The organism is Haliea sp. E17, from assembly GCF_048323675.1.
Classification (GTDB): domain Bacteria; phylum Pseudomonadota; class Gammaproteobacteria; order Pseudomonadales; family Halieaceae; genus Mangrovimicrobium.
Map to the genome: position 1 here is coordinate 1,093,589 of NZ_JBLWFK010000002.1, position 20,993 is coordinate 1,114,581.

General features: G+C 64.5%; 20 protein-coding genes. 9 read left to right on the plus strand and 11 right to left on the minus strand.

Annotated features, from left to right (window positions below):
- Window positions 1-264 precede the first annotated feature (264 nt).
- From ACNKU3_RS07940 to ACNKU3_RS07950, 3 genes are read left to right on the plus strand one after another with little or no spacing between them, the layout of a single operon-like run.
- Window positions 265-1,086 carry a crotonase/enoyl-CoA hydratase family protein gene (locus ACNKU3_RS07940; protein WP_418258883.1) on the plus strand — a complete coding sequence of 274 codons (822 nt, stop codon included), beginning with the start codon at window positions 265-267 and terminating at the stop codon, window positions 1,084-1,086.
- 11 nt (window positions 1,087-1,097) lie between these two features.
- On the plus strand, window positions 1,098-1,931 hold the full coding sequence (gene yghU / locus ACNKU3_RS07945; RefSeq protein WP_418258884.1) for a glutathione-dependent disulfide-bond oxidoreductase: 834 nt from the start codon (window positions 1,098-1,100) through the stop codon (window positions 1,929-1,931).
- Between the two features lie 11 nt (window positions 1,932-1,942).
- Entirely contained in the window at window positions 1,943-2,506 is a 564-nt protein-coding gene (locus ACNKU3_RS07950; RefSeq protein ID WP_418258885.1) for a retropepsin-like aspartic protease family protein, read from the plus strand.
- 92 nt (window positions 2,507-2,598) lie between these two features.
- Here ACNKU3_RS07950 and ACNKU3_RS07955 read toward each other — a convergent pair whose 3' ends face one another.
- Window positions 2,599-3,585, minus strand: coding sequence for an NADPH:quinone oxidoreductase family protein (locus ACNKU3_RS07955; RefSeq protein WP_418258886.1), 987 nt, complete (start codon window positions 3,583-3,585; stop codon window positions 2,599-2,601).
- Window positions 3,586-3,758: 173 nt separating this feature from the next.
- Between ACNKU3_RS07955 and ACNKU3_RS07960 the strand changes: the two genes are divergently transcribed.
- Complete coding sequence (locus ACNKU3_RS07960; RefSeq protein ID WP_418259035.1) at window positions 3,759-4,325, plus strand: peroxiredoxin; 567 nt, start codon at window positions 3,759-3,761, stop codon at window positions 4,323-4,325.
- Between the two features lie 98 nt (window positions 4,326-4,423).
- Here ACNKU3_RS07960 and ACNKU3_RS07965 read toward each other — a convergent pair whose 3' ends face one another.
- The 6 genes from ACNKU3_RS07965 to ACNKU3_RS07990 form a co-directional block, all read right to left on the minus strand.
- Complete coding sequence (locus ACNKU3_RS07965) at window positions 4,424-5,308, minus strand: TIGR03620 family F420-dependent LLM class oxidoreductase (protein WP_418258887.1); 885 nt, start codon at window positions 5,306-5,308, stop codon at window positions 4,424-4,426.
- Between the two features lie 103 nt (window positions 5,309-5,411).
- On the minus strand, window positions 5,412-6,197 hold the full coding sequence (locus ACNKU3_RS07970; RefSeq protein WP_418258888.1) for an SDR family oxidoreductase: 786 nt from the start codon (window positions 6,195-6,197) through the stop codon (window positions 5,412-5,414).
- 45 nt (window positions 6,198-6,242) lie between these two features.
- Window positions 6,243-7,043 carry an NAD(P)-dependent oxidoreductase gene (locus ACNKU3_RS07975; protein WP_418258889.1) on the minus strand — a complete coding sequence of 267 codons (801 nt, stop codon included), beginning with the start codon at window positions 7,041-7,043 and terminating at the stop codon, window positions 6,243-6,245.
- 10 nt (window positions 7,044-7,053) lie between these two features.
- Window positions 7,054-7,815: an SDR family NAD(P)-dependent oxidoreductase gene (locus ACNKU3_RS07980; protein WP_418258890.1), complete on the minus strand. Its 762-nt coding sequence runs from the start codon at window positions 7,813-7,815 to the stop codon at window positions 7,054-7,056.
- 198 nt (window positions 7,816-8,013) lie between these two features.
- Window positions 8,014-8,799 carry a carboxymuconolactone decarboxylase family protein gene (locus ACNKU3_RS07985; RefSeq protein WP_418258891.1) on the minus strand — a complete coding sequence of 262 codons (786 nt, stop codon included), beginning with the start codon at window positions 8,797-8,799 and terminating at the stop codon, window positions 8,014-8,016.
- Between the two features lie 51 nt (window positions 8,800-8,850).
- Complete coding sequence (locus ACNKU3_RS07990; RefSeq protein ID WP_418258892.1) at window positions 8,851-10,329, minus strand: aldehyde dehydrogenase family protein; 1,479 nt, start codon at window positions 10,327-10,329, stop codon at window positions 8,851-8,853.
- A gap of 206 nt (window positions 10,330-10,535) precedes the next feature.
- Between ACNKU3_RS07990 and ACNKU3_RS07995 the strand changes: the two genes are divergently transcribed.
- From ACNKU3_RS07995 to ACNKU3_RS08015, 5 genes are all read left to right on the plus strand, one after another.
- Window positions 10,536-11,222: a FadR/GntR family transcriptional regulator gene (locus tag ACNKU3_RS07995; protein ID WP_418258893.1), complete on the plus strand. Its 687-nt coding sequence runs from the start codon at window positions 10,536-10,538 to the stop codon at window positions 11,220-11,222.
- A 148-nt stretch (window positions 11,223-11,370) separates the two neighbouring features.
- Complete coding sequence (mutS, locus tag ACNKU3_RS08000) at window positions 11,371-13,908, plus strand: DNA mismatch repair protein MutS (protein WP_418259036.1); 2,538 nt, start codon at window positions 11,371-11,373, stop codon at window positions 13,906-13,908.
- 586 nt (window positions 13,909-14,494) lie between these two features.
- The gene (gene fdxA, locus ACNKU3_RS08005; RefSeq protein WP_418258894.1) at window positions 14,495-14,818 is read left to right on the plus strand and encodes a ferredoxin FdxA; all 324 of its coding nucleotides are present in this window, start codon (window positions 14,495-14,497) and stop codon (window positions 14,816-14,818) included.
- A 119-nt stretch (window positions 14,819-14,937) separates the two neighbouring features.
- Window positions 14,938-15,564, plus strand: coding sequence for a nucleotidyltransferase family protein (locus ACNKU3_RS08010; protein ID WP_418258895.1), 627 nt, complete (start codon window positions 14,938-14,940; stop codon window positions 15,562-15,564).
- Window positions 15,565-15,610: 46 nt separating this feature from the next.
- Entirely contained in the window at window positions 15,611-16,387 is a 777-nt protein-coding gene (locus tag ACNKU3_RS08015; protein WP_418258896.1) for a hypothetical protein, read from the plus strand.
- Window positions 16,388-16,465: 78 nt separating this feature from the next.
- Here ACNKU3_RS08015 and ACNKU3_RS08020 read toward each other — a convergent pair whose 3' ends face one another.
- The 4 genes from ACNKU3_RS08020 to ACNKU3_RS08035 form a co-directional block, all read right to left on the minus strand.
- A complete protein-coding gene (locus ACNKU3_RS08020) occupies window positions 16,466-17,671 on the minus strand; it encodes a CaiB/BaiF CoA transferase family protein (protein WP_418258897.1) in 1,206 nt (401 codons plus the stop codon).
- 191 nt (window positions 17,672-17,862) lie between these two features.
- The gene (gene rpoS, locus ACNKU3_RS08025) at window positions 17,863-18,876 is read right to left on the minus strand and encodes an RNA polymerase sigma factor RpoS (RefSeq protein ID WP_418258898.1); all 1,014 of its coding nucleotides are present in this window, start codon (window positions 18,874-18,876) and stop codon (window positions 17,863-17,865) included.
- Window positions 18,877-19,193: 317 nt separating this feature from the next.
- Window positions 19,194-20,030, minus strand: a complete 837-nt coding sequence (locus ACNKU3_RS08030; protein ID WP_418258899.1) for a peptidoglycan DD-metalloendopeptidase family protein — start codon at window positions 20,028-20,030, stop codon at window positions 19,194-19,196.
- A gap of 8 nt (window positions 20,031-20,038) precedes the next feature.
- Window positions 20,039-20,992, minus strand: coding sequence for a DUF368 domain-containing protein (locus tag ACNKU3_RS08035; RefSeq protein WP_418258900.1), 954 nt, complete (start codon window positions 20,990-20,992; stop codon window positions 20,039-20,041).
- Window position 20,993 lies beyond the last annotated feature (1 nt).

Sequence of the window (20,993 nt, forward strand, 5' to 3'; positions counted from 1 at the left end):
GCAGGCTCTCCATGTGCAGGCTCGGTCGGCGACGTCCTGTCGCCTCACGGTTCCACCAGGTAATATACGGCCTGCACGCAGCTGTGCCACGCCCGGACCTTCATTGCACCTGGCTAGCAGCGCTTTCCCGACGCACTGCGTTTGCAGGTTTGAGTCCGTCCAAGACCTATTAACTAACAGCCAAATTCCAGTGCGCACAGTATAGAGGCTATACTGCTGCAATACCCGCCTTCCCCGGAAATTTAACCCCAGGAGCCACGCCCTATGAGCGAGCTGGTCAGCGTCACGATTGAAAACCACGTCGCCGAGGTCTGCCTCAATCGGCCGGAGAAAATGAACGCCCTGTCCTGGGCCATGTTCGAGGCCATTACTTCAGCCGGACGCGAGCTGGCTGGCAACCGGGACGTACGTGTGGTGGTCCTGCACGGCGCCGGGGACCACTTCTGCGCCGGCCTCGACCTGGAGAACTTCGCCGACTTCACTCCCGGCAAGGACTTTTTCGGTCCCGGCCGCGGCGGCGAGTGGCCCAATTACTACCAGGCCCCCGCCTGGGTCTGGCGCGAGTTGCCGGTGCCGGTGATCTGCGCCCTGCACGGCGTGGCTTATGGCGGCGGGCTGCAGATCGCCCTCGGGGCGGACATCCGCATCGCCCATCCCGCCTGCCGCCTGTCGGTGATGGAAATCAAGTGGGGCCTGATCCCGGACATGAGCGCCTCCCAGACCCTGCGCGACCTGGTGCGTGTCGACGTCGCCAAGGAACTCACCTTCAGCGGCAGGGTCGTAGAAGGAGCCGAGGCACTCGCCCTCGGGCTGGTAACCCAGCTGGCGGATGAACCGCTGGCAGCCGCGCGCGCCATGGCAACGGCCATCGCCGGGCGCAACCCCGACGCGGTGTCACTGGGAAAATACCTGCTCAATGAAACCCGCAGTGGCGACACCGGCGCCGGCCTGCAGGCGGAAGAAAACCTGCAGAAGCGCCTGCTGGGCAGTGCCAACCAGCTCGAAGCGGTGATGGCCAGCCTGGAGAAGCGCGCGGCGAATTTCGGCGAGCGCGGTTTCGGCAGTTTCAACGAACTCGACAACTGACAAGGAATCACATGAACGCTTATGTCCCGCCCCGGGTCTGGACCTGGGACAAGGAAAATGGTGGCACTTTCGCTACGATCAACCGGCCGACGGCCGGGGCGACACATGAAAAGGAGCTGCCCGTGGGCCAGCACCCGCTGCAGCTTTATTCGCTGGGAACGCCCAACGGCCAGAAAGTCACCATTATGCTGGAGGAATTGCTCGCCCTGGGATTCAGCGATGCGGAATACGACGCCTGGAAAATCAATATCGGCGACGGCGACCAGTTCAGCTCCGGATTCGTCAGTATCAATCCCAATTCGAAGATCCCCGCGCTGGTCGACCACAGTGGCACAACCCCCTTCCGCATTTTCGAATCCGGGGCGATCCTGATGCACCTGGCGGAAAAATTCGGTGTGTTCGTGCCCACCGCGCCCGCAGCCCGCGCCGAGTGCCTCTCCTGGCTGTTCTGGCAAATGGGCGCTGCCCCCTTCCTCGGTGGCGGCTTCGGCCACTTCTACGCCTATGCGCCGGAACCCATGGAATACCCGATCAACCGCTACGCCATGGAAGTCAAACGGCAGCTCGACGTGCTGGACCAGCGCTTGGCGGTCACCCCCTGGCTGGCCGGCGACGAATACTCGCTCGCGGATATCGCCACCTTCCCCTGGCACGGCAAGCTGGTGATCGGCAACGCCTATGACGCGCAGGAGTTTCTCGACGTGGAACGTTACACCCACGTGGCCCGCTGGGCGCGCGAGATCGACGCCCGGCCAGCAGTACAGCGCGGCCTGCGGGTGAATCGCGATCCCGGTGAAAGCGGCCTGGGTGTACCGGAGCGCCACAGCGCAGCGGATTTCGACTGAGCGAGGGCAACTTGCAAACGGGGCAACAGCCGGACGGTATCCGCACCCAGAAACGCATGGGAGTGGGTATGATGGTGATGGCCTGGGTGCTGGTACTGGGTTTCGGCGCCTGGTTTTTCTCTGGCCTGCTGGAACGCCAGTTCAATCCCAACACCAGCCTCGTCACCACCGAAAATGCCGGTGGCGTGCGCGAAGTCACCCTCAAGCGCAACAAGTACGGCCACTACGTGACCAGCGGTGCAATCAATGGCACGCCGGTCACTTTCATGCTGGATACCGGCGCGACCGGCGTCGCCATCCCGGTGGCGCTCGCCGAGCGCATGCGCCTGTCCCGCGGGCGCGCCTTCCAGAGCCAGACGGCCAACGGCACGACCCTGAGCTACGCCACACGTCTGGACTCCGTCGCGGTGGGCGGTATCGAACTGGCGGATGTACCGGCCTCGATTGTCACCGGCCTGGAGATGAACCAGGTCCTGCTGGGCATGACCTTTCTCAAGCACATCGAGTTCAGCCAGCGGGGGGATACCCTGACACTGCGGCAGTATCCCGACCAGGTTAACCTGTCCCGCAATTAGCGGGCGTCCACGTCAGGGGGCTTCGTATAGCAAACGGAAATGCCGCAGGGATCCGGTCTTTCAGGATTCCTGTCAGCACGGAAGTTATGGCTTCAATCCTGTTCGAGGTCCAGGATCACCTTGCCCCGCGCCCGGCGCTCCGCCAGGCAGTTGAAGGCGTCGACGTACTGTTCGAAGGGAAACACGTCGGTGACCACCGGGTTGAGTTTGCCTTCGGCAAACAGCTGCCAGAGCTCCTCCACGTTGCGCAGGTTGCGCTCCGGTTCCTCGCCGCTGAAGCGGCCGTAGAACACGCCGACAATGGAACAGCCCTTGAGCAGGGCCAGGTTGAGGGGAATTTTCGGGATCGGCCCGCTGGCGAATCCGATCACCAGGAAGCGTCCGTTCCAGGCCATGTTGCGCAGCGCCGCTTCCGAATAGTCGCCGCCCACCGGGTCGTAAACCACGTCTACCCCGCGGCCGCCGGTCATTTCCTTCAGGGTACTCTTGAGGTCGACCTCGCTGTAGTTGATGACCTCGTCGGCGCCGAGTTCGCGGCACAGGGCGAGTTTCTCGTCGCTGCTGGCGGCGGCGATCACGTGCGCTCCCAGCATTTTGCCGATTTCCACCGCGGTGGCGCCCACCCCGCCGGCGGCGCCGAGCACCAGCAGCGTTTCACCCGCCTTGAGGTCGGCGCGCTGTTTCAGCGCATGGTAGGAAGTGAAATAGGTCAGGCTGATACCGGCGGCCTGTACGAAGCTGAGCGCCTCGGGCATGGGGTAGACTTCCGCTTCGTTGACCACGCGCTCCGCGGCGAACGCGCCGTGGGTGCTGGCCGCGATCACCTTGTCGCCCACCTTGTAGCGGGTCACGCCCTCGCCCACCGCGCGCACCACGCCGGCACATTCCGCGCCCGGCACGAAGGGCATATCCGGCTGGGTCTGGTACTTGCCCTGGATCATCAGCAGGTCGGGAAAATTCAGGCCTGCGGCTTTCACCGCGACGCGCACCTCGCCGGGGCCGCAGTCGGGTAGATCCCAGTCATTCACCAGTTGCAGTGATTCGGCGGGGCCGTGTTCGCGGCATACTATGGCTTTCATCCCAATTTTCTCCTGTTATCGCTATTGGCTGGTGCGCACCTGGCGACGCCCCACTGGGGCCCGGGGCGCAGGCATTCCGTCGCGGGCAGCATACACCATTGGCGAAAATCACCGGCATTTATTATCTTTATGCTGTTGCATTCACCCTGTCACTGATGGAGAAAACCATGCCCATGCTCGAGAGAGTGCCCGATGTCACCTTCAAAACCCGCGTGCGCGACGAGTCCGTCGAAGGCCCCAATCCCTTCCGCTGGCAGGACCTGACCAGCGCGGAAATTTTCGGCGGCAAGAAAGTCGTGCTGTTTTCCCTGCCCGGCGCATTTACCCCGACCTGCTCTTCCAACCACCTGCCGCGCTACGAGGAACTCTACGAGGAGTTCAAGGCCCTGGGCGTGGACCAGATCATTTGCATCTCGGTGAATGACGCCTTCGTGATGTTCCAGTGGGGCAAGCAGATCGGCAACAGGAACGTCTTCCTGCTGCCCGACGGCAACGGCGAATTCACCCGCAAGATGGGCATGCTGGTGGACAAGTCCAACCTCGGCTTCGGCATGCGCAGCTGGCGTTATTCCATGCTGGTGGACGATGGCAAAATCGCAAAGGCGTTCGTCGAGCCGGACTTCGGCGACAACTGCCCCACCGATCCCTTCGAGGTTTCCGATGCGGACACCATGCTGGCCTACATGAAGGGCACGGAATCCAGCGGTGTCAGCGCGCCGGTGCGCGCCTTCGAGGGCTGATCGAACACCTACCTCCCGGCACCTTTCCCGGTATGGCGCCGGCCCGCAAGGGGCTGGCGCCAGAATCCCACCCGCCGCGGGTGCGGCACAGGCGCAGACTACTGATTTGCTGGCGCCAGCAATTCCAGGATTTTTTCATCCTCCGGCGAATGCCGCGACATATCCCGCCGCAGGGACTGGATGCAGACATGATCGGCACCCGCATCCCAGTGTTGCTGTATCCGCTCGCGGATGGTGTCCTCGTCGCCCCAGGCCACGATGGCGTCGACCAGCCGGTCCGAACCCCCGTTCTCCAGGTCTTCCGTGGAAAACCCCTGGCGCAGGTAACTGTTCTGGTAGTTCGGCAGGCTGAAGGACATCGCCAGGGCCTGCCGGGCAATGCCCCGGGCAATCTCCGGGTCAGCCTCCAGCACCACCATCTGCTCGGGGCACAGCAGTTTATCGGGCCCGAGGATCTCCCGGGCCAGGGCGGTATGCTCCGGTGTCACGTTGTAGGGATGCGCGCCATCGGCCTCGGTGGCGGCAAGCTTCAGCATCAGCGGGCCCAGGGCCCCGAGTACGGTTTTGGGCTCTTCCGCGGGGCGCGGCCCCAGGTACTGGGACGCCCGCATCCGCTGCAGGTAACTGCGCATGGCCGGCACCGGCCTGGCGTAGGCCTGGCCCATTGCGCCCTCGACAAAGTGCGAGTGGGAGACACCCAGCCCCAGCAGGAAGCGCCCTGCGGACTGTTCCGCCAGCGCATAGCGGGCGTTCTGCATGGCGAAGGGATCGCGTGCGTAGATACTGGCGATCCCGGTCGCCAGGTTCAGGGTCGTGGTATGTGCCAGCAACCAGGAGCAGGTCACCATCGGGTCCCGGGTCATTATCTCGGGCACCCACAGGGTCGAGTAACCCCAGGCCTCTACGCGTTTGGCAAAAGCTGCGCTGTCGGCGGCGGTCATGAAATTGGCCAGGCTCCAGACGCCGAGTTTTCCGGGGGTCATAATCAGTTCCAGTTCTCGGGAATTTTCAGCAGTGTAGGCAAAAACGGCGCCCGGGTATCAACCCCGGGCGCCGCCTGGCAGACTTGGCGCGCGCCCCCCCCGGTCAGGGACGCAGGACCCAGCCGCCATCGACGTTGATGACCTGCCCGGTAATCCAGTCGCCCGCCTGCGAACAGAGCAACAACAGCGTGCCCACCAGTTCCTGCGGCGCGCCGCGCACCCGCATGGCCACGCTGGCCTGCAGGAACTGGATGAAAGGAGAATCGTCCGGCGTCAGTGTCTTGCCGGCGTCACTGGTGGTGTTGCCGGGCGCAATGGCATTGACGTTGATGTTCTCCGGCCCCAGCTGCCGCGCCAGGGTGGTGGTCAGGCCGACCAGCGCCAGCTTGCTGATACCGTAGATGGACTGGGCCGGGAATGCACCTCCGGATGACTGGTTGACGATCTTGCCGCCGCCGCGCTCGCGCATCAGCGGCACGATCGCCTGCACGCAGTTGAGCGCTCCGGTGACGTTCACGTCCATGATCCGGTTCCATTCCTCGAGCGGGATATCCACCGCGCTGGCCGAGCCCAGTTCCACCATCAGGGCGGCGTTGTTGACCAGGATGTCGACACCGCCGAATTCCGCCTTCGCAACGGCCGCCATCGCCTGCACCGACTGCGGCCTGGTGATATCGACCTCGACACCCAGCGCCCTGCCGCCGGCGGCGACGATCTCCTCGGCCACGGCGGCGGCTCCGGCCGCATTGAGGTCCGCCACCACGACGGCAGCGCCAGCGGCGGCCAGGCCCATGGCATAGGCCCGACCGATGCTGTTACCGCGCCCGCCGGCACCGGTGACCACGGCCACCTTGTCATTCAGTTGAAACTGGTCCAGTGAAAAATCCATGCTGTATTCCTCCCGCGGATCGCGGTTTAAATGCCCGGGCGCGAGTTAGTCCGCCAGCGCCCTGTCGAGAAAGCTGTGCGCCGTGCGGCGCAAAATGTCGTAGTCTTCCTGCTCACCGATCGTCTCACCCAGCAGGCGGACATCCTTGGCCAGCAACCTGGCGCCGTGCTCGAAGGCGGAGGGCTGCGGCATGCGCGCGCAGACCTCGAAGCCAAAACTGCGGCCGCTGCTGACCCGCACCAGGTCCGCCAGTGCAGCGCGGTCGATGCCGAGCGCCGCCGCGGTTTCCAGCGCATGCCAGGCGTTGGCAACATTGGCCGCCATCAGCGTGTTGTTGACCAGCTTGGCGGTCTGCCCCGCGCCGACATCGCCCAGGTGCACGATGGTGCCCGCGAACGTCTCCAGTACCGGTCGCACTGCATCCACCGTGTTCTGCTCGCCACCGAGCATGACTGTCAACGTGCCATTGGCGGCACCCTCCCCGCCACCGCTGACCGGCGCATCGACCAGTGCAATGCCCTGCTCCGCCGCTGTGCGGGCGAGTGCCTTACACAGTTCAGGGTGTACCGTGGCGTGAATCACCAGCACCCCACCCGGCGACATGCGTGGCAACAACTGGTCGACCACCTGCCGCACACCCGCGTCGTCGACCACACAGATGGCGCAGTAATCCACCTGCTCACCCAGTTCACCCACGGAACTGGCGAAACTGGCTCCGCTGTCGCGAAAGGGCTCGAGTGTCTCTTCCCGCCGCGCCCACAGCACCACCTCCAGGCCCGCCTCGATCATCCGCCGTGCCATCGGCGCACCCTGGCTGCCAAGGCCGATAAAGCCGTATTTCTGCATGGAAACCCCCTTAGCCCGCAGTAATGCCCTTGTCGATGGTAATGCAGGCGCCGTGGTAACCGCGGCCCGCACCGGAAGCCAGCGTCAGCACCGCCTCCGCCACGTCTTCCACTTCCACCAGCCCGCGCAAGCCGCTGTAGCGCTTGATCAGTTCGTAATCCACGCCTTCAGGCATCGTCATGTTGTTGGCGATATTGGTCATCATGCCGCCCGGCGCCACCGCGTTGAAGCGGATCGTCTTGTGCACGTACTCCATCGCCAGCGCCCTGGTCAGCTGCAACAGGCCCGCCTTGCTGGCGCAGTAGGCGCCGGCATAGGCCTCGCCGACAAACGCCGCCGTCGACGTCACGTTCACCACCGCGCCGTTGCTTTCGAGCAGGTGCGGAATCGCCGCCTGTATCGCAAAAAACGGCCCGTTGAGGTTGATATCAATCACCCGCGTCCACTGCTCCGCCGGCATCTCGTGGGCGTTACACATGATGATGATCCCCGCGACGTTACACAGGGCATCCAGCCGCCCGTATGCCGCCACGGTGTTATCCACCGCGCTCACCACCTGCTCCCGCTGGGCCATGTCGACCACCTGGGTAAAGACCTTCACACCGAGTTCGCGGGCTTCTGCGGCGGTGATTTCAAGCCCTTCGGCGTTGATATCCACGATGCCGAGATCGGCACCGGCCGCGGCCAGTTTCAGTGCGGTTGCCTTACCGAGGCCGGATGCGGCGCCGGTGACAAGGGCGGCTTTGCCTTGCATGTTTTTCAAGTTGCTCATATTTTTTCCACTGTAACGGTAGTAGTTCCGAGTTTGGTCGCAGGAGCTGGGCCGGCCATAGCGCCTACTGGAACACGCCAAAAAGCGCACATCCATGTGCAAGCTCGGGTGGCGACATCCATGTCGCCACACGGTTCCAGTAGGCGCTATGGCCAACCCAACTCCTCTGGTTCAGTGGCACCCATGCGAATGGAATGCTCAGTCTTCGTAGGGTTTTCCCTCGGCAATCAACTTGCCCATTTCAAACACCGCGCCCTGGATCACCGAGGCCTTTGGCCAGCCGCCGTGGATGGCGTACTGCAGGACGTATTCGTGCATTTCTTCCATCGTCGCGTTACCACTGCGCATCGCCGCATAGGTGTGGGTGCGAATGGGAATGCGGGCGGATGATTCGGCCACGCCCACCAGGGTTATCCAGCGTCGGGAGCGCTGGTCGAGACCCGGGCGCGTCCACATTTCCCCGAAGACGAAGTTCAGGATCCCGCCTTCGAAATACGGGGTTACCGGCGGTGGCGGCGGGAAAATCATCACAGCGTCGAAATTCTCATGCCCTTCTTTGAGGCGCTGCTCGGGGTCCCATACTTCACCGCGAATGAGCGGGATTTCGGTATCCTCGATACCGAGCGCAGCTGCCGCGCGGGTCGCCGCCTCGTCGATGGCCGTGCCGCGGGACCAGCCGGCATAAACCGCGAGATGGAGCGCCGCTTCGCGTACCTCGGCGAGAGTGATTGCGCCGCTGGCGATGCCACCGCGGATATAACCTTCAACAATCGACTGGGCCCCGGTCTCGCAGGCCGCACCGGCGATGGAAATCCAGTAGCGGGAGCGGGTATCGAGGCCGGGGCGGTTCCAGACCTCGGCAAAAATGTAGTCGCGCCAGGAGGACTGCAGCAGAGTTGCCGGTTCCTGCGCGGGGGCGCCGAGGCGCTCGGCCTGGATCTGGCTGCCGCGCTCGCTGCGCTCCGTGGGGTCGAGTAGAGTCATCGCGTTTTCATCCTCTTGTTGTTATTGCAATCGCCGCTTCCGGCAGGGCATTTATTGCGGGGCTTTCAGGTTCATCCACACATTGCGGGTCTGCAGGAATTCCAGCAGGCCCTGTTCGCCGCCGAGCCGGCCAAAGCCGCTCTGTTTCATGCCGCCGAAGGGCGCGAAGGGCTGCATGCCCTCGCCGGAGGCGTTGACGTGAATCATGCCCGCCTGCATCTGGTTGGCGACACTGTGGGCCCGACGCAGGTCACGGGTATGAATGTAGGCGCCGAGGCCGTAATCGGTGCCGTTGGCCAGGGCGATCGCCTCTTCCTCGCTGTCGAAAGGCGTCACCGCCAATACGGGGCCAAACACTTCGTGCCGGGACAGTGAACTGGCCGGGTCGACATCGGCAATAATGGTGAGCGGCAGGTAGAATCCGTCGGCGTACTCACCGTCCAGGCGCTGGCCGCCGGTCAGTACCCGTGCGCCCTCCTCCCGCGCCTTGCCGACAATGCCGAGGATGCGCTGCACCGAGGCCTCGGAAATCACCGGCCCCATCACCGTACCCGGGTCCAGCGGGTCGCCCACCGGGATATGCCCGGCGATCTGCTGCATGACCGCGAGGTACTGGTCATAGATGGAACGCTGCACCAGCACGCGGGTGCCGTTGACGCAACCCTGTCCGCTGACGCTGATCGCGCCGCTCAGGCCCATTTGCCCGGCCTGCGCGAGGTCAGCATCCTCGAACACGATCACCGCGGACTTGCCGCCGAGTTCCAGGCAACAGGGTGTCAGGTTTTCCGCGGCGGACTGCAGGACCTTGCGCGCGGTGCCGCCGCTGCCGATAAATGCCACCTTGTCGACATCTGCGTGGCCGACAATCGCCGCCCCGACCTCGGGGCCGCCAGCGAGCATATTGACCACGCCGGGCGGGAAACCGGCTTCGAGGAACAGTTCGCCCATGCGCATGACCGAATACGGCGCCAGCTCGGGGGCCTTGATCACCACGCAGTTGCCGGCGGCCAGCACCGGCGCCAGCAGCATGGCGGCGGCGAAGACCGGGCCGTTCCAGGGAATCACCGCGCCGACTACGCCATAGGGTTCGTAGTCGACGTAATTGTGGGCCGGGTTGTTCCAGGCGCTGAGGGTCTGCCCGCGCAGCTTGTCCGCCCAGCCGGCGTAGTACTCGAAACGCTGGGCGGCCACCATCGGCGCGTAGCCGGCCATCATCACCGGCGACCCGTTGCCCAGGGTCTCCAGCGCGGCCAGCTCCTGCGCGTGCTGTTTCAACACAGCGGCGTAGCGCAGCAGCAGGTCCCGGCGCGCGTCGCCGTTCATGGCCCGCCAGGCGGGCTGGGCCGCGCGGGCCGCGGCAACTGCAGCATCGACATCGGCAGCGCCGGCCCCGGCAACTTCGCCGGTGGGCTGGCCATTGGCCGGGTACAGGTGGCAGAACATCGCTCCCGACCCGCTTTGCCTGGGCTCGTCGCCCACGATTACCGGGTGGCGGGGCAAAACGGAACGGTCTGGCAATTCAAAACCCATGGTAGAGACTCCTCGGCTTGCGGGGCAGACAGGCGCGACACCATGAGGCGCCTTGATTCACTGTCATCAACACATAATTATATGCATATTATTAATCTATATATCATTAATAATGCGTTATAATCGGCAATGATCAGTATTTATATATATTTAATTAGCGAGGTCAAGTCTCGATCGCGGCCCCTAATCGAACCCAGGAACAGTCAATGAGCAACGCCGGGAATCGCAAGCAGCCTCTGGTACAGGAAACGGCAAATCGCCTGCGCGAGTTGAGCCTCGCCAGCGAGCCGGGTGCCCGGCTGGGCTCCCTGGCCGAGATGGCCGGGCAGTTCGATGTGGGCATCGTGACGGTGCAGCAGGCCGCACGCATCCTGGAGCACGAGGGCCTGCTCAAAGTGAAGCGCGGCCCCGGCGGCGGCTATTCCGCCGCCCGCCCGGACGACGCCGCGCTGGAGCGGGCCTTCGCCACCTACATGCGGGTCCACGACATCAACCACCGCGAGGCCTTCGAACTGGCAGTCATGCTGGACTGCGAGATCATCCAGACCGCGGCCCGGGAAATCGATGAATCCGCTCTCCCGCAGATTCACAGCCTGCTGGCCCGACTGGACACCTGCGCAGACATCGAGGACTGCGTCGATTTCGAGATCCGCTTCCGCGAAACCCTGCTGGGGCTGTTCGAACAACCGCTGCTGGAGCTGCTGGCCAAGGTGGCCATGCAGATGTACCGGGAGGAAGGCCAGTCACCGATGTTCGAGGGCGACTTCGATTTCGAGGGCTGGCGCATCGGCCGCCGGCGCATCCTCGAGGCGATCCTCGCGCGCGACGGGGAACTGGCGGGCTTTGAAGCCCAGCGCTACCGGCAGATGGCGCAGGGCTGGCTGAAGGGCTGAGTCTGCGCGCATTGCCCGCGACAAGGGCACCGCTCCCTACACGCAGGCGGGCAAAGCTGATAGTGTTAGCGGCTTGTTTTCCCGACCCGACAACGCCGCGATTTTGAACCAGAAAGCCGTCACCCCCGACACTTCCGGGCACACGCCCATGATGGTGCAGTACCTGGCCATCAAGGCCCAGCACCCCCACGACCTCGTGTTCTACCGCATGGGGGACTTCTACGAGGTGTTCTACGAGGACGCGAAGCGCGCGGCGGATGTGCTGGACATCACCCTGACCGCCCGGGGCAAATCCAACGGCGAGCCGATCCCCATGGCCGGCGTGCCCTACCACGCGGCGGAGGGCTACCTGGCGCGACTGGTGAAGGCCGGCATATCCGTGGCCATCGCCGAACAGATCGGCGACCCGGCCACCAGTAAGGGGCCGGTGGAGCGCAAGGTGGTGCGGGTGGTCACGCCGGGTACCCTGTCCGACGAGGCCCTGCTCGACGAGCGCTCGGACAGCCTGCTGCTGGCGGTCAACCAGCGTGGCGAGCGCTTCGGCCTCGCCTACCTCGACCTGGCCAGTGGCCGCTTCCGGGTGCAGGAGTTGGCCGGCGAGGAAGCGCTGGCCGGCGAACTGCAGCGCCTCGACCCGGCGGAAACCCTGTACCGCGACAGCATCGGCCTGCCGCTGGTGTCCGGGCGCCGCGGCGCCCGGGCGCAGGCGGAATGGGAGTTCGACACCGAGGCTGCCCAGCGCGCCCTCAATACCCAGTTCCAGACCCACGACCTCGCCGGCTTCGGCTGCGACGGACTCGACCTCGCTATCGGCGCCGCCGGCTGCCTGCTGCAGTACGTGAAAGACACCCAGCGCAGCAGCCTGCCGCACATTCGCGGCCTCAGCCACGAGCGCCGCGAGGACAGCGTCATCCTCGACGCCGCGACCCGGCGCAACCTGGAGATCGACCTCAACCTCGGCGGCGGCGAGAGCAACACCCTCTACGCGGTGCTCGACGAAACCGTCACGGCCATGGGCGGTCGCCTGCTGCGGCGCTGGCTGCACCGGCCGCTGACTGACGTCGACGTTCTAAAGGCCCGGCTCGATGCCCTCGACGCACTGTGCGCAAACTACCAGTTCGAACCGGTGCGCGGTGCCCTGAAACCCATCGGCGACATGGAGCGTATCCTCGCCCGGGTGGCCCTGCGCTCGGCGCGCCCGCGGGACCTGACCCGCCTGCGCGCCTCGCTGGCGGCCCTGCCTGAGCTGCGCCGCCAACTGGCCGGCGCGCGCAGCGAATTGCTCGATGGGCTCTCCCGACAGGCCGGGGAGTTCCCGGAACTGGTCGAGCTGCTGGACAAGGCCATCATCGACAACCCGCCGGTGGTGATCCGCGACGGCGGCGTGATTGCCCAGGGCTACGACGCCGAACTGGACGAGCTGCGCGCAATCAGTACCGGCGCCGCCGACGTCCTCGTGGATATCGAAAAACGGGAGCGGGAAGCCACCGGCATCTCCAGCCTGAAGGTGGGCTACAACCGGGTTCACGGCTACTACATCGAAATCAGCAAGGGCCAGTCGGACCGCGCCCCGGCGGAATACATGCGCCGGCAGACCCTGAAGAACGCCGAGCGCTTCATCACCCCGGAACTGAAGACCTTCGAGGACAAGGCGCTGTCCAGCAAGAGCCGCGCCCTCACCCGGGAAAAGGCCCTCTACGAGGCGTTGATCGAACGTCTCAACGAGGACCTCGCGCCCCTGCAGGATTGTGCCGCAGCAGTATCCGAACTGGACGTCCTGGCCTGCCTGGCCGAGCGCGCCATGAGCCTGCGCCTGTGCCGGCCGCAGTTCGTCGACGAGCCCGTGTTCGAAATCAGCGAGGGCCGTCACCTGGTGGTCGAACAGGTGCTGGAGGAGCCTTTCATCGCCAACGACACCCTGCTTGACGATTCGCGCCGGATGCTGCTGATCACCGGCCCCAACATGGGCGGTAAATCGACCTACATGCGGCAGAACGCGGTGATCGCCCTGCTCGCCCACATCGGCAGCTTCGTACCGGCAAGCGCGGCCCGCATGGCGCCCCTGGACCGCATCTTCACCCGCATCGGCTCCTCTGACGACCTCGCCTCGGGCCGTTCGACTTTCATGGTGGAGATGACCGAGACCGCCAACATCCTGCACAACGCCACGCCACGCTCGCTGGTGCTGATGGACGAGGTCGGCCGCGGCACCAGCACCTTCGACGGCCTCTCTCTGGCCTGGGCGGCGGCGGTGGAACTGGCCCGCGAGGTCCGTGCCTTCACCCTCTTCGCCACCCACTATTTCGAACTCACCGCGCTGCCCGAATCCTGCCCGGGCATGGTCAACGTGCACCTGGACGCCACCGAGCACCAGGACCACGTGGTGTTCCTGCACCACATCCAGGAGGGCCCGGCCAACCGCAGTTTCGGCCTGCAGGTGGCGAAGCTGGCGGGAATTCCGCCGCGGGTGCTTGAAGCTGCCGCTGCCCGGCTGAAAGAACTGGAGGCCGGTGGTTCCGGCGCCCCTGTTGCGGTTGCGGTAACACCGCCCCCCTCTCCCCAGGCCGACCTGTTCAGCGCCCCGGCGCCGCATCCCGCCACTGAGGCGCTGCAGGAACTGGATATCGACGATCTCAGTCCGCGGCAGGCGCTCGAGGCGCTGTATCGCCTGAAGGAATTGCTGTAACGATCCGGGTACAGTTTGCCTCACGCGAGATTTACGGTGGGGCACTTCGAACGCCGAGCGCGATCCGGAACTTCCCCACTGGAACACGCCAAAAAGCGCACGTCCGTGTGCAGGCTCGGGTGGCGACGTCCTGTCGCCACACGGTTCCGGTGGGGAAGTTCCGGCTCACACTCTCCCTGTGGAGCAAGATTTGGAACAGATGCTCCGAATCGTTCAGCCGTCCCGGGAAGTGCCAGTTAGCCTGACCGGTAATAAGAGCCAAAAGAACCAGAGGCAGGAACGGGAATCATGCTCCGAAGGTAGAGTGTGGGGCAGACATTGCCTGCTGGAACCGTGTGGCGACATGGATGTCGCTACCCGAGCCTGCACAGGGATGTGCGCTTTTTGGCGTGTTCCAGCAGGCAATGTCTGTCCCGCGCTCGGCGCAAGAACACCTGAAGTCCCGCCCCGAAAACCATTCGACAAGCAGGGTAATAGCGCCCTTCAAATTGTCCGACCTAAAAGGTAAACTAGCGCCCGCCGAGACCGGGCGGCCTGTTCTTCCCCGGTGCATTGAAGTGAAATACCCCGAGAGGCATCCAGGACCATGACCTTTGTAGTTGGCGAAGACTGTATCAAGTGCAAACACACGGACTGCGTGGAAGTTTGTCCCGTGGACTGTTTCTACGAAGGCCCGAACTTCCTCGTGATTCATCCCGACGAGTGCATCGACTGCGCCCTGTGCGAGCCGGAATGCCCTGTCGACGCCATCTTCTCCGAGGACGAGCTGCCGGAAGACCAGCAGGTATTCCTGGAGCTGAACGCCGAACTGGCGGAAATCTGGCCGAACATTACCGAGATGAAGGAAGCCCTGCCGGACGCCGAGGAATGGGCCGGCAAGCCGGGCAAGCTCGAACTGCTGGAACGCTGAGACCCGCGCGTTCCGCACCAGCGGTTTGCAGGAAAAAGCCCCGCCATGGCGGGGCTTTTTTATGGCTAGAATAACGACAGGTCGCACGGCCGGTGCGTACCAGGGAGACAACTGGCGGGATGGTGGATAGCACATCGCATCCGGGAGATAGCGCCCAATCCGGGACAGGGACCGGCATTCTTTTGCTGGCGGCGGGCTTTGGCCGCCGCTTTGGCAGCGACAAGCGCTCGACCCTGCTCGCCGACGGCGAGAGCCTCCTGGTCGCCAGTACCCGCCGCGCACTGGCCAGCGGGCTGGCGGTGCGGGTCTGCCTGCGCCCGGAAGACCACGCACTGGCGCAGGCTCTGCAGTCGCTCGGCGCTGCGGTCATCCACTGCCCGCGCGCCGGGGCCGGTATGGGAGCGACGCTGGCCGATGGCATTGCCCGGTGCGGTGACTGGGACGGGGTGCTGGTGGCGCTGGGCGACATGCCCTGGGTAGCGCCGGAGAGTTTCCGCGCGGTGGCCCGGGGGCTGGAAAAGGCGCGCCTGTGTCGCCCCAGTTACCGCGGCGAGAGCGGACATCCGGTGGGTTTTCGCAGGGACTTGTTCGGCGAACTGCGCCGCCTTGAGGGCGACCAGGGCGCGCGTGAGATTGTGCGACGTCATCGCGCACAACTGCGCGACCTGCCGCTTGAAGATCCGGGCATCCTGCGCGACATCGACAGGCCTGCCGACCTCGACTCGGGCACACCGACTCCCCTATAGTGCAGGCTGCAACACCCGCATTTTTGAACAGAACGAACCGAGAACAATGAACCAGGATTCCAACCCCGAAAAATTCAGCCTCGACTGGCGTATCGCCCTGGGCTTCGGCCTCTCCCTGCTGTGGGTCACCGGGGGCATGCTGTATCTCTCGTTCATTGTCGGGCTCGACAATTTTATCCACCTTCCCACAGCGGATATCGGCAGTTTTCTCGAGGGCGCTTTCGCCCCCCTCGCCTTTCTCTGGCTGGTCATCGGCCATTTCATGCAGCAGAAAGAGATCTCCGCCAACACCAAGGCCATCGGCATCCAGGAACGCAGCGCGCGGCGGCTGGAAATGCACGCCCAGCGCGATTCCTTCTTCAAGCTACAGCTACTGGTGGAAGAACAGCTCGGCGCGATCGCTGCGTTCCTCTTTATGACGGTCGCCGGCCCCGACGGCAGCGGCGCAATAAGTGCTGAAGACTTTGCCCGGGAGCGGGCCGGTGCCGCGGATATGGACTCAAACTGGTTCGTGCGCAAGCTGGTCGCGCTGGCGGTGGAAAACCGCCAGGACCCGGAGGCCATGCACAACATTTTCTTCGGTACTGAACTGAGGGTAAAACACTCGGAGAATTTCGTCCGCACGTTCCGCAAATTGCTGCAGGCGGCGGAGGCGGTCGACACTGACGACATGGTGCGCGACGCCCTGCTTAACGGCTCCCCCTCAGGGATTCTCTACCGGATCATCCTGATGACTGAGGGTGAGGAATTGATCGACACTCTGCTGGGCATGTCCAACGAGCCCGGCAGCGGGCGACCGATGCGCCCTGGCAGTTCCGTTTGATCACCGCTAGCCGCAGTTCCCTGCCCGGGTTGCGGGCGCCCCTGCGACAGTAAGCGCAGGGAAACCCCCGCGGCTCACTCAGGCAATCACTCCGGCCTCTCGCAGTTCGGCCTGCGCCTCCTCGGACAGCCCGAGCATCGCTCCGAGCACCTCCTCGTTGTGGCTGCCGATGGCGCCACCGGGCCATTCGGTGCGTCCCGGCGTCCCCGCCAGCTTCGGCAGGATCGCCGGAATCTTCAACGGTGCGCCGTCGATCTCCACCTGTTCGAACATCCCCCGGGCGATGAAGTGCTCGTCGGCCATCATGTCGGCGACCGAGTTGATCGGACCCACCGGCACCCGCACCTCCTCGAGAATGTCGATGACCTGCTGCGACGAGAGCCCGGCGCACCAGTGCGCCAGCGCCGCGTCGATTTCCGCCTCGTGGCGCACCCGGCCGGCGTTGTCCGCCATCTCCGGGTTTTGCGCCATGTCGGAACGGCCCGCCGCGGTCATCAGGCGCTTGAAGATGGAATCGCCGTTGCCGCCGATTACCACGTACTTGCCATCCCGGCAGGGGTAGGTGTTGGTGGGGACGATACCGGTCACCGTGGTGCCGGAGGGCTGGCGAATCACGCCGGCGCCATCGTATTCCGGAACGATGGCCTCCATCAGGTTGAAAATGGATTCGTAGAGGGCGACATCCACTACCTGCCCCTCACCGCCGGCGCGGCCGCGCTGGATCAGGGCCATGGTAATCCCCAGCGCCGCGTGGATCGCCGCAAGGGTATCGCCCATGGAGATATTGGTGCGCACCGGCGCCTTGCCCGGTTCGCCGTTGATGTAGCGGAAACCGGCAAAACCCTCGGTCACCGAGGCGTAGCCCGGCTTGCTGGCGTAGGGACCGTCCTGGCCGTAACCGGAAATGCGCGCGTAAACCAGCCCCGGATTCTCCTGCTTGAGATCCTCCGGTCCCATGCCCCAGCTTTCCATCAGGCCCGGGCGGAAATTTTCCACCACCACGTCCGCGCCACGCAGCAGTTCCCGGGCCAGCGCCCTGCCCCGCTCGTGTTTCAGGTCCAGGGTCACGCTTTTCTTGTTGCGCCCGAGGCTGCGGTACCAGAGGGAGGTGCCGTCGCGGACTTCGCGCCAACCGCGGATCGGGTCGCCGCCCGGCGGCTCGACCTTGATGACCTCCGCGCCGAAGTAGGCGAGGATGGTTCCGGTAAAGGGACCCGCCAGCAACTGGCCGAGTTCGATGACACGGATGCCGTCCAGGGGGCGCTGTGGTGATTGGGCTGTCATTGAAGATGCTCCGCAGTTTGATGCGAAGCGGCATTAGAACAAAAAATGCCGGGCGTTGCCGGTATTTTTCCGCCTGCCGGGAAGGAGCCCGCACTGTGCGTTGCGACGCAACACCATGAAGGTGGCCCCGGGCTTCCATGCGGGCACAAAAAAAGGCGCGTTAACCGCGCCTTTCAGGGTTCGATACCAGTTCAGGTAAACAGGGATTCGCTGTTGAGCCCGTGGGTTTCCATGATGCCGCGCAGGCGCTTCAGCGCCTCGACCTGGATCTGCCGCACGCGCTCGCGGGTGAGGCCGATCTCGCGACCCACTTCCTCCAGGGTGCTGCTCTCGTGCCCGCGCAGCCCGAAGCGGCGCACCACGACCTCGCGCTGCTTCTCGCTGAGTTCGTCGAGCCAGGCCGCAATGCTTTCCTTGATGTCGGAATCCTGCAGCAGTTCGGAGGGATCGTTCTCGGCGTGGTCGGCAATGGTATCGACCACCACCTTGTCGGAATCCGGCCCCACCGGCACATCCACGGAGCTCACCCGTTCGTTGAGGCCGAGCAGGCGCTTGACGTCCGCCGCGGGCTTGTCGAGCATCTCGGCAATTTCCTCCGCGGTGGGTTCGTGGTCGAGCTTCTGGGTCAGCTCCCGCGCGGCGCGCAGGTAGACGTTGAGTTCCTTGACCACGTGGATCGGCAGGCGGATGGTCCGCGTCTGGTTCATGATCGCCCGCTCGATGGTCTGGCGAATCCACCAGGTCGCGTAGGTGGAGAAGCGGAAACCGCGCTCGGGGTCGAATTTTTCCACCGCGCGGATCAGGCCCAGGTTGCCCTCTTCGATCAGGTCCAGGAGCGTGAGGCCGCGGTTGATATAGCGGCGGGAGATCTTGACCACCAGCCGCAGGTTGCTCTCGATCATGCGCCGGCGCCCTTCCTCGACACCCTTGCGGGCGAGGCGGGCATAGTGCTTTTCTTCGTCGGGAGTGAGCAGCGGCGAATAGCCGATCTCGTTCAGGTAGAGCTGGGTGACGTCCAGCGACTTCTCGACCCGGCTGGCGGTGCGCGCCTTGGCCTCGTCGAACATTTCGTCCTCGTCGAGGACTGCGGCGTCGTCATCCCCGTCGTCGAAGTCATCCGGCTCGTCAGAGATGGCGACCATCGCAGCACGACTGGCGTTGTCGTCGTCGGCATCTGTGCCGGCGGAAGAAACCTCACGTTTCATCGCAACCCCTTTATCAAGAACCTTCCGTGAATTCCCTTTCCGGCACCTCGTTTGCTCCAGACTCATGGCCATCCCTCGTCCTGTTCTGGTTATTGAGAGCCCAAATACCGCCGGGTCGAACAGGCTACCCCAAGCGAAAGGATAAAAACAAGCTCCTTTGCAAAAGATTGCAATAGCTAGCTTATCATCCCTGGCTGGGCCACCGTGCACTCGCTGCCACCGCTGGCAGACACTGGAGGGCGATTATGCGCCGGCTCCGCAGGCCTGGGTATTACCATTCATTACCGACGGGATCTGGAACCGATTGATACCGTAAATCACCGCCTGGGCAGCACCCCTGTGGGGTCGATCGGCTTGCCGTCGCGGCGTATTTCGAAGTGCAGTTTTACCCGGTCGGTGCCGCTGCTGCCCTTGCGGGCCAGCGACTGGCCGCTACTGACATTCTGCCCTTCCTTCACCAGCAGCACCTCGTTGTGCCCGTAGGCGCTGAGGTAGTGCTCGTTGTGCTTGACGATGATCAACTCGCCGAGCCCCACGATCCCGGTGCCGGCATAGACCACCTGGCCGGGGGCCACCGCTACCACCGCATCGCCACGCGCCCCCCCGATATCGATACCCTTGTGCACGGTTGCCGAGTAACCGCGGATGACCGGCCCGGAGGTCGGCCAGCGCCAGCCCTTGACGGGACCGAGCGCCGGGGAGGGTTGTGCCACAGTTTTAGCAGGTGCCGGTGACGGTTTGGTGACAGTGCTCGCGGGCGGCCGCGAAGTGCTGGCCGGGGGGGCCGCCGACGGCGTGGCCGCCGGGCGCGCCGCGCTGCTCGACTGCGCCGTGCGGGCTGGCAGATCAGCCTGTTCCAGCACCAGGCGCTGGCCGGGATAGATGGTATAGGGAGCCGCAATGCCGTTGGCCGCCGCCAGGCGCCGGTAATCCAGCCCGTAGCGAAAGGCGATGGAATACAGGGTGTCCCCGCGTTGCACGCTGTAGGTCTTGTGCGAACTGTGGGTCGCCACGCTGGGATTCGGGCCGCGGGCGTTGCGGTCTTCCACCGGCGCGGGGGCATTGCTGCCGCAGCCGGAAAGCTGCAGCAGCGCGAGCGCGAGGCCCAGCGCCTGTGCCAGTGTTGTTCCCCGTCCCTGCGCGCGCGAGGACATCGATAGCCTCAGCCCGTCGGGGCGCCCTGTTGCATGCGCCCCCACTGGTTGTCGATCAACCAGACCAGCGCGAAACCCGCCAGCATCAACAGGGAGCACAAGAGAATCTGGGGTTCGCTGCCGGTGATGGCCTCGAATTGCCCGGGGGAGACCGGCCACTGGTGCGCCGGCTTCGGTGTGCCATCGCTCGACGCCACCCACTGCAGTACCTGCTTCCAGGGCCACACCACCAGCAGCGAACCGAACAGGAAACCGGTCAGCAAGGCCATGGTGCCGGCGTGGTAGCGGTGCAGCAGCCAGTAAAGGAAACGCGAGAAACACAGCAGGCCGCTGGCGGCGCCACAGGCGAACACCCCGATAAAGACGATATCCAGCCCCTTGAGCGCGGCCAGCACGGTGCCGTACATCCCCAGCAGCACCAGGATGAAACTGCCGGAGATACCCGGCAGGATCATGGCGCAGATGGCGATGAAGCCGGAGACAAACACGCCGGGCAGGCCGATATGCAGGTTGACGGTCGGGCTCAGGGCGATGGTGGCGGCGATCGCGATGCCGCCGGCCAGGCTGCCGAGGCGCTGCGGGTTCCAGTGGTCTACCTGTTTCAGCAGCACCAGGGCCGAGGCGAGAATCAGCCCGAAGAAAAACGCCCACAGCGGTACCGGGTGATGCTCCAGCACCCAGCCGAGGATCCGCGCCAGGGTCAGCACACTGGTGCCGATACCCGCCAGCAGGCAGAGCAGGAAGCCGCCGTTGACATGGTTGAAGGCGGCGCGGATATCGAGGCGCAGCAGCAGTTTCACGAAGGTGAGATCGAAGGCGCGGATACTGCCGAGCAGGGTATCGTAGATGCCGGTAATGAACGCCATGGTGCCGCCGGAAACCCCGGGCACGATATCCGCGGCGCCCATCAGCAGGCCACGCAGGAAAATGCCGAGTCGGTTCCTGTTGTCGGATGTAGTCATC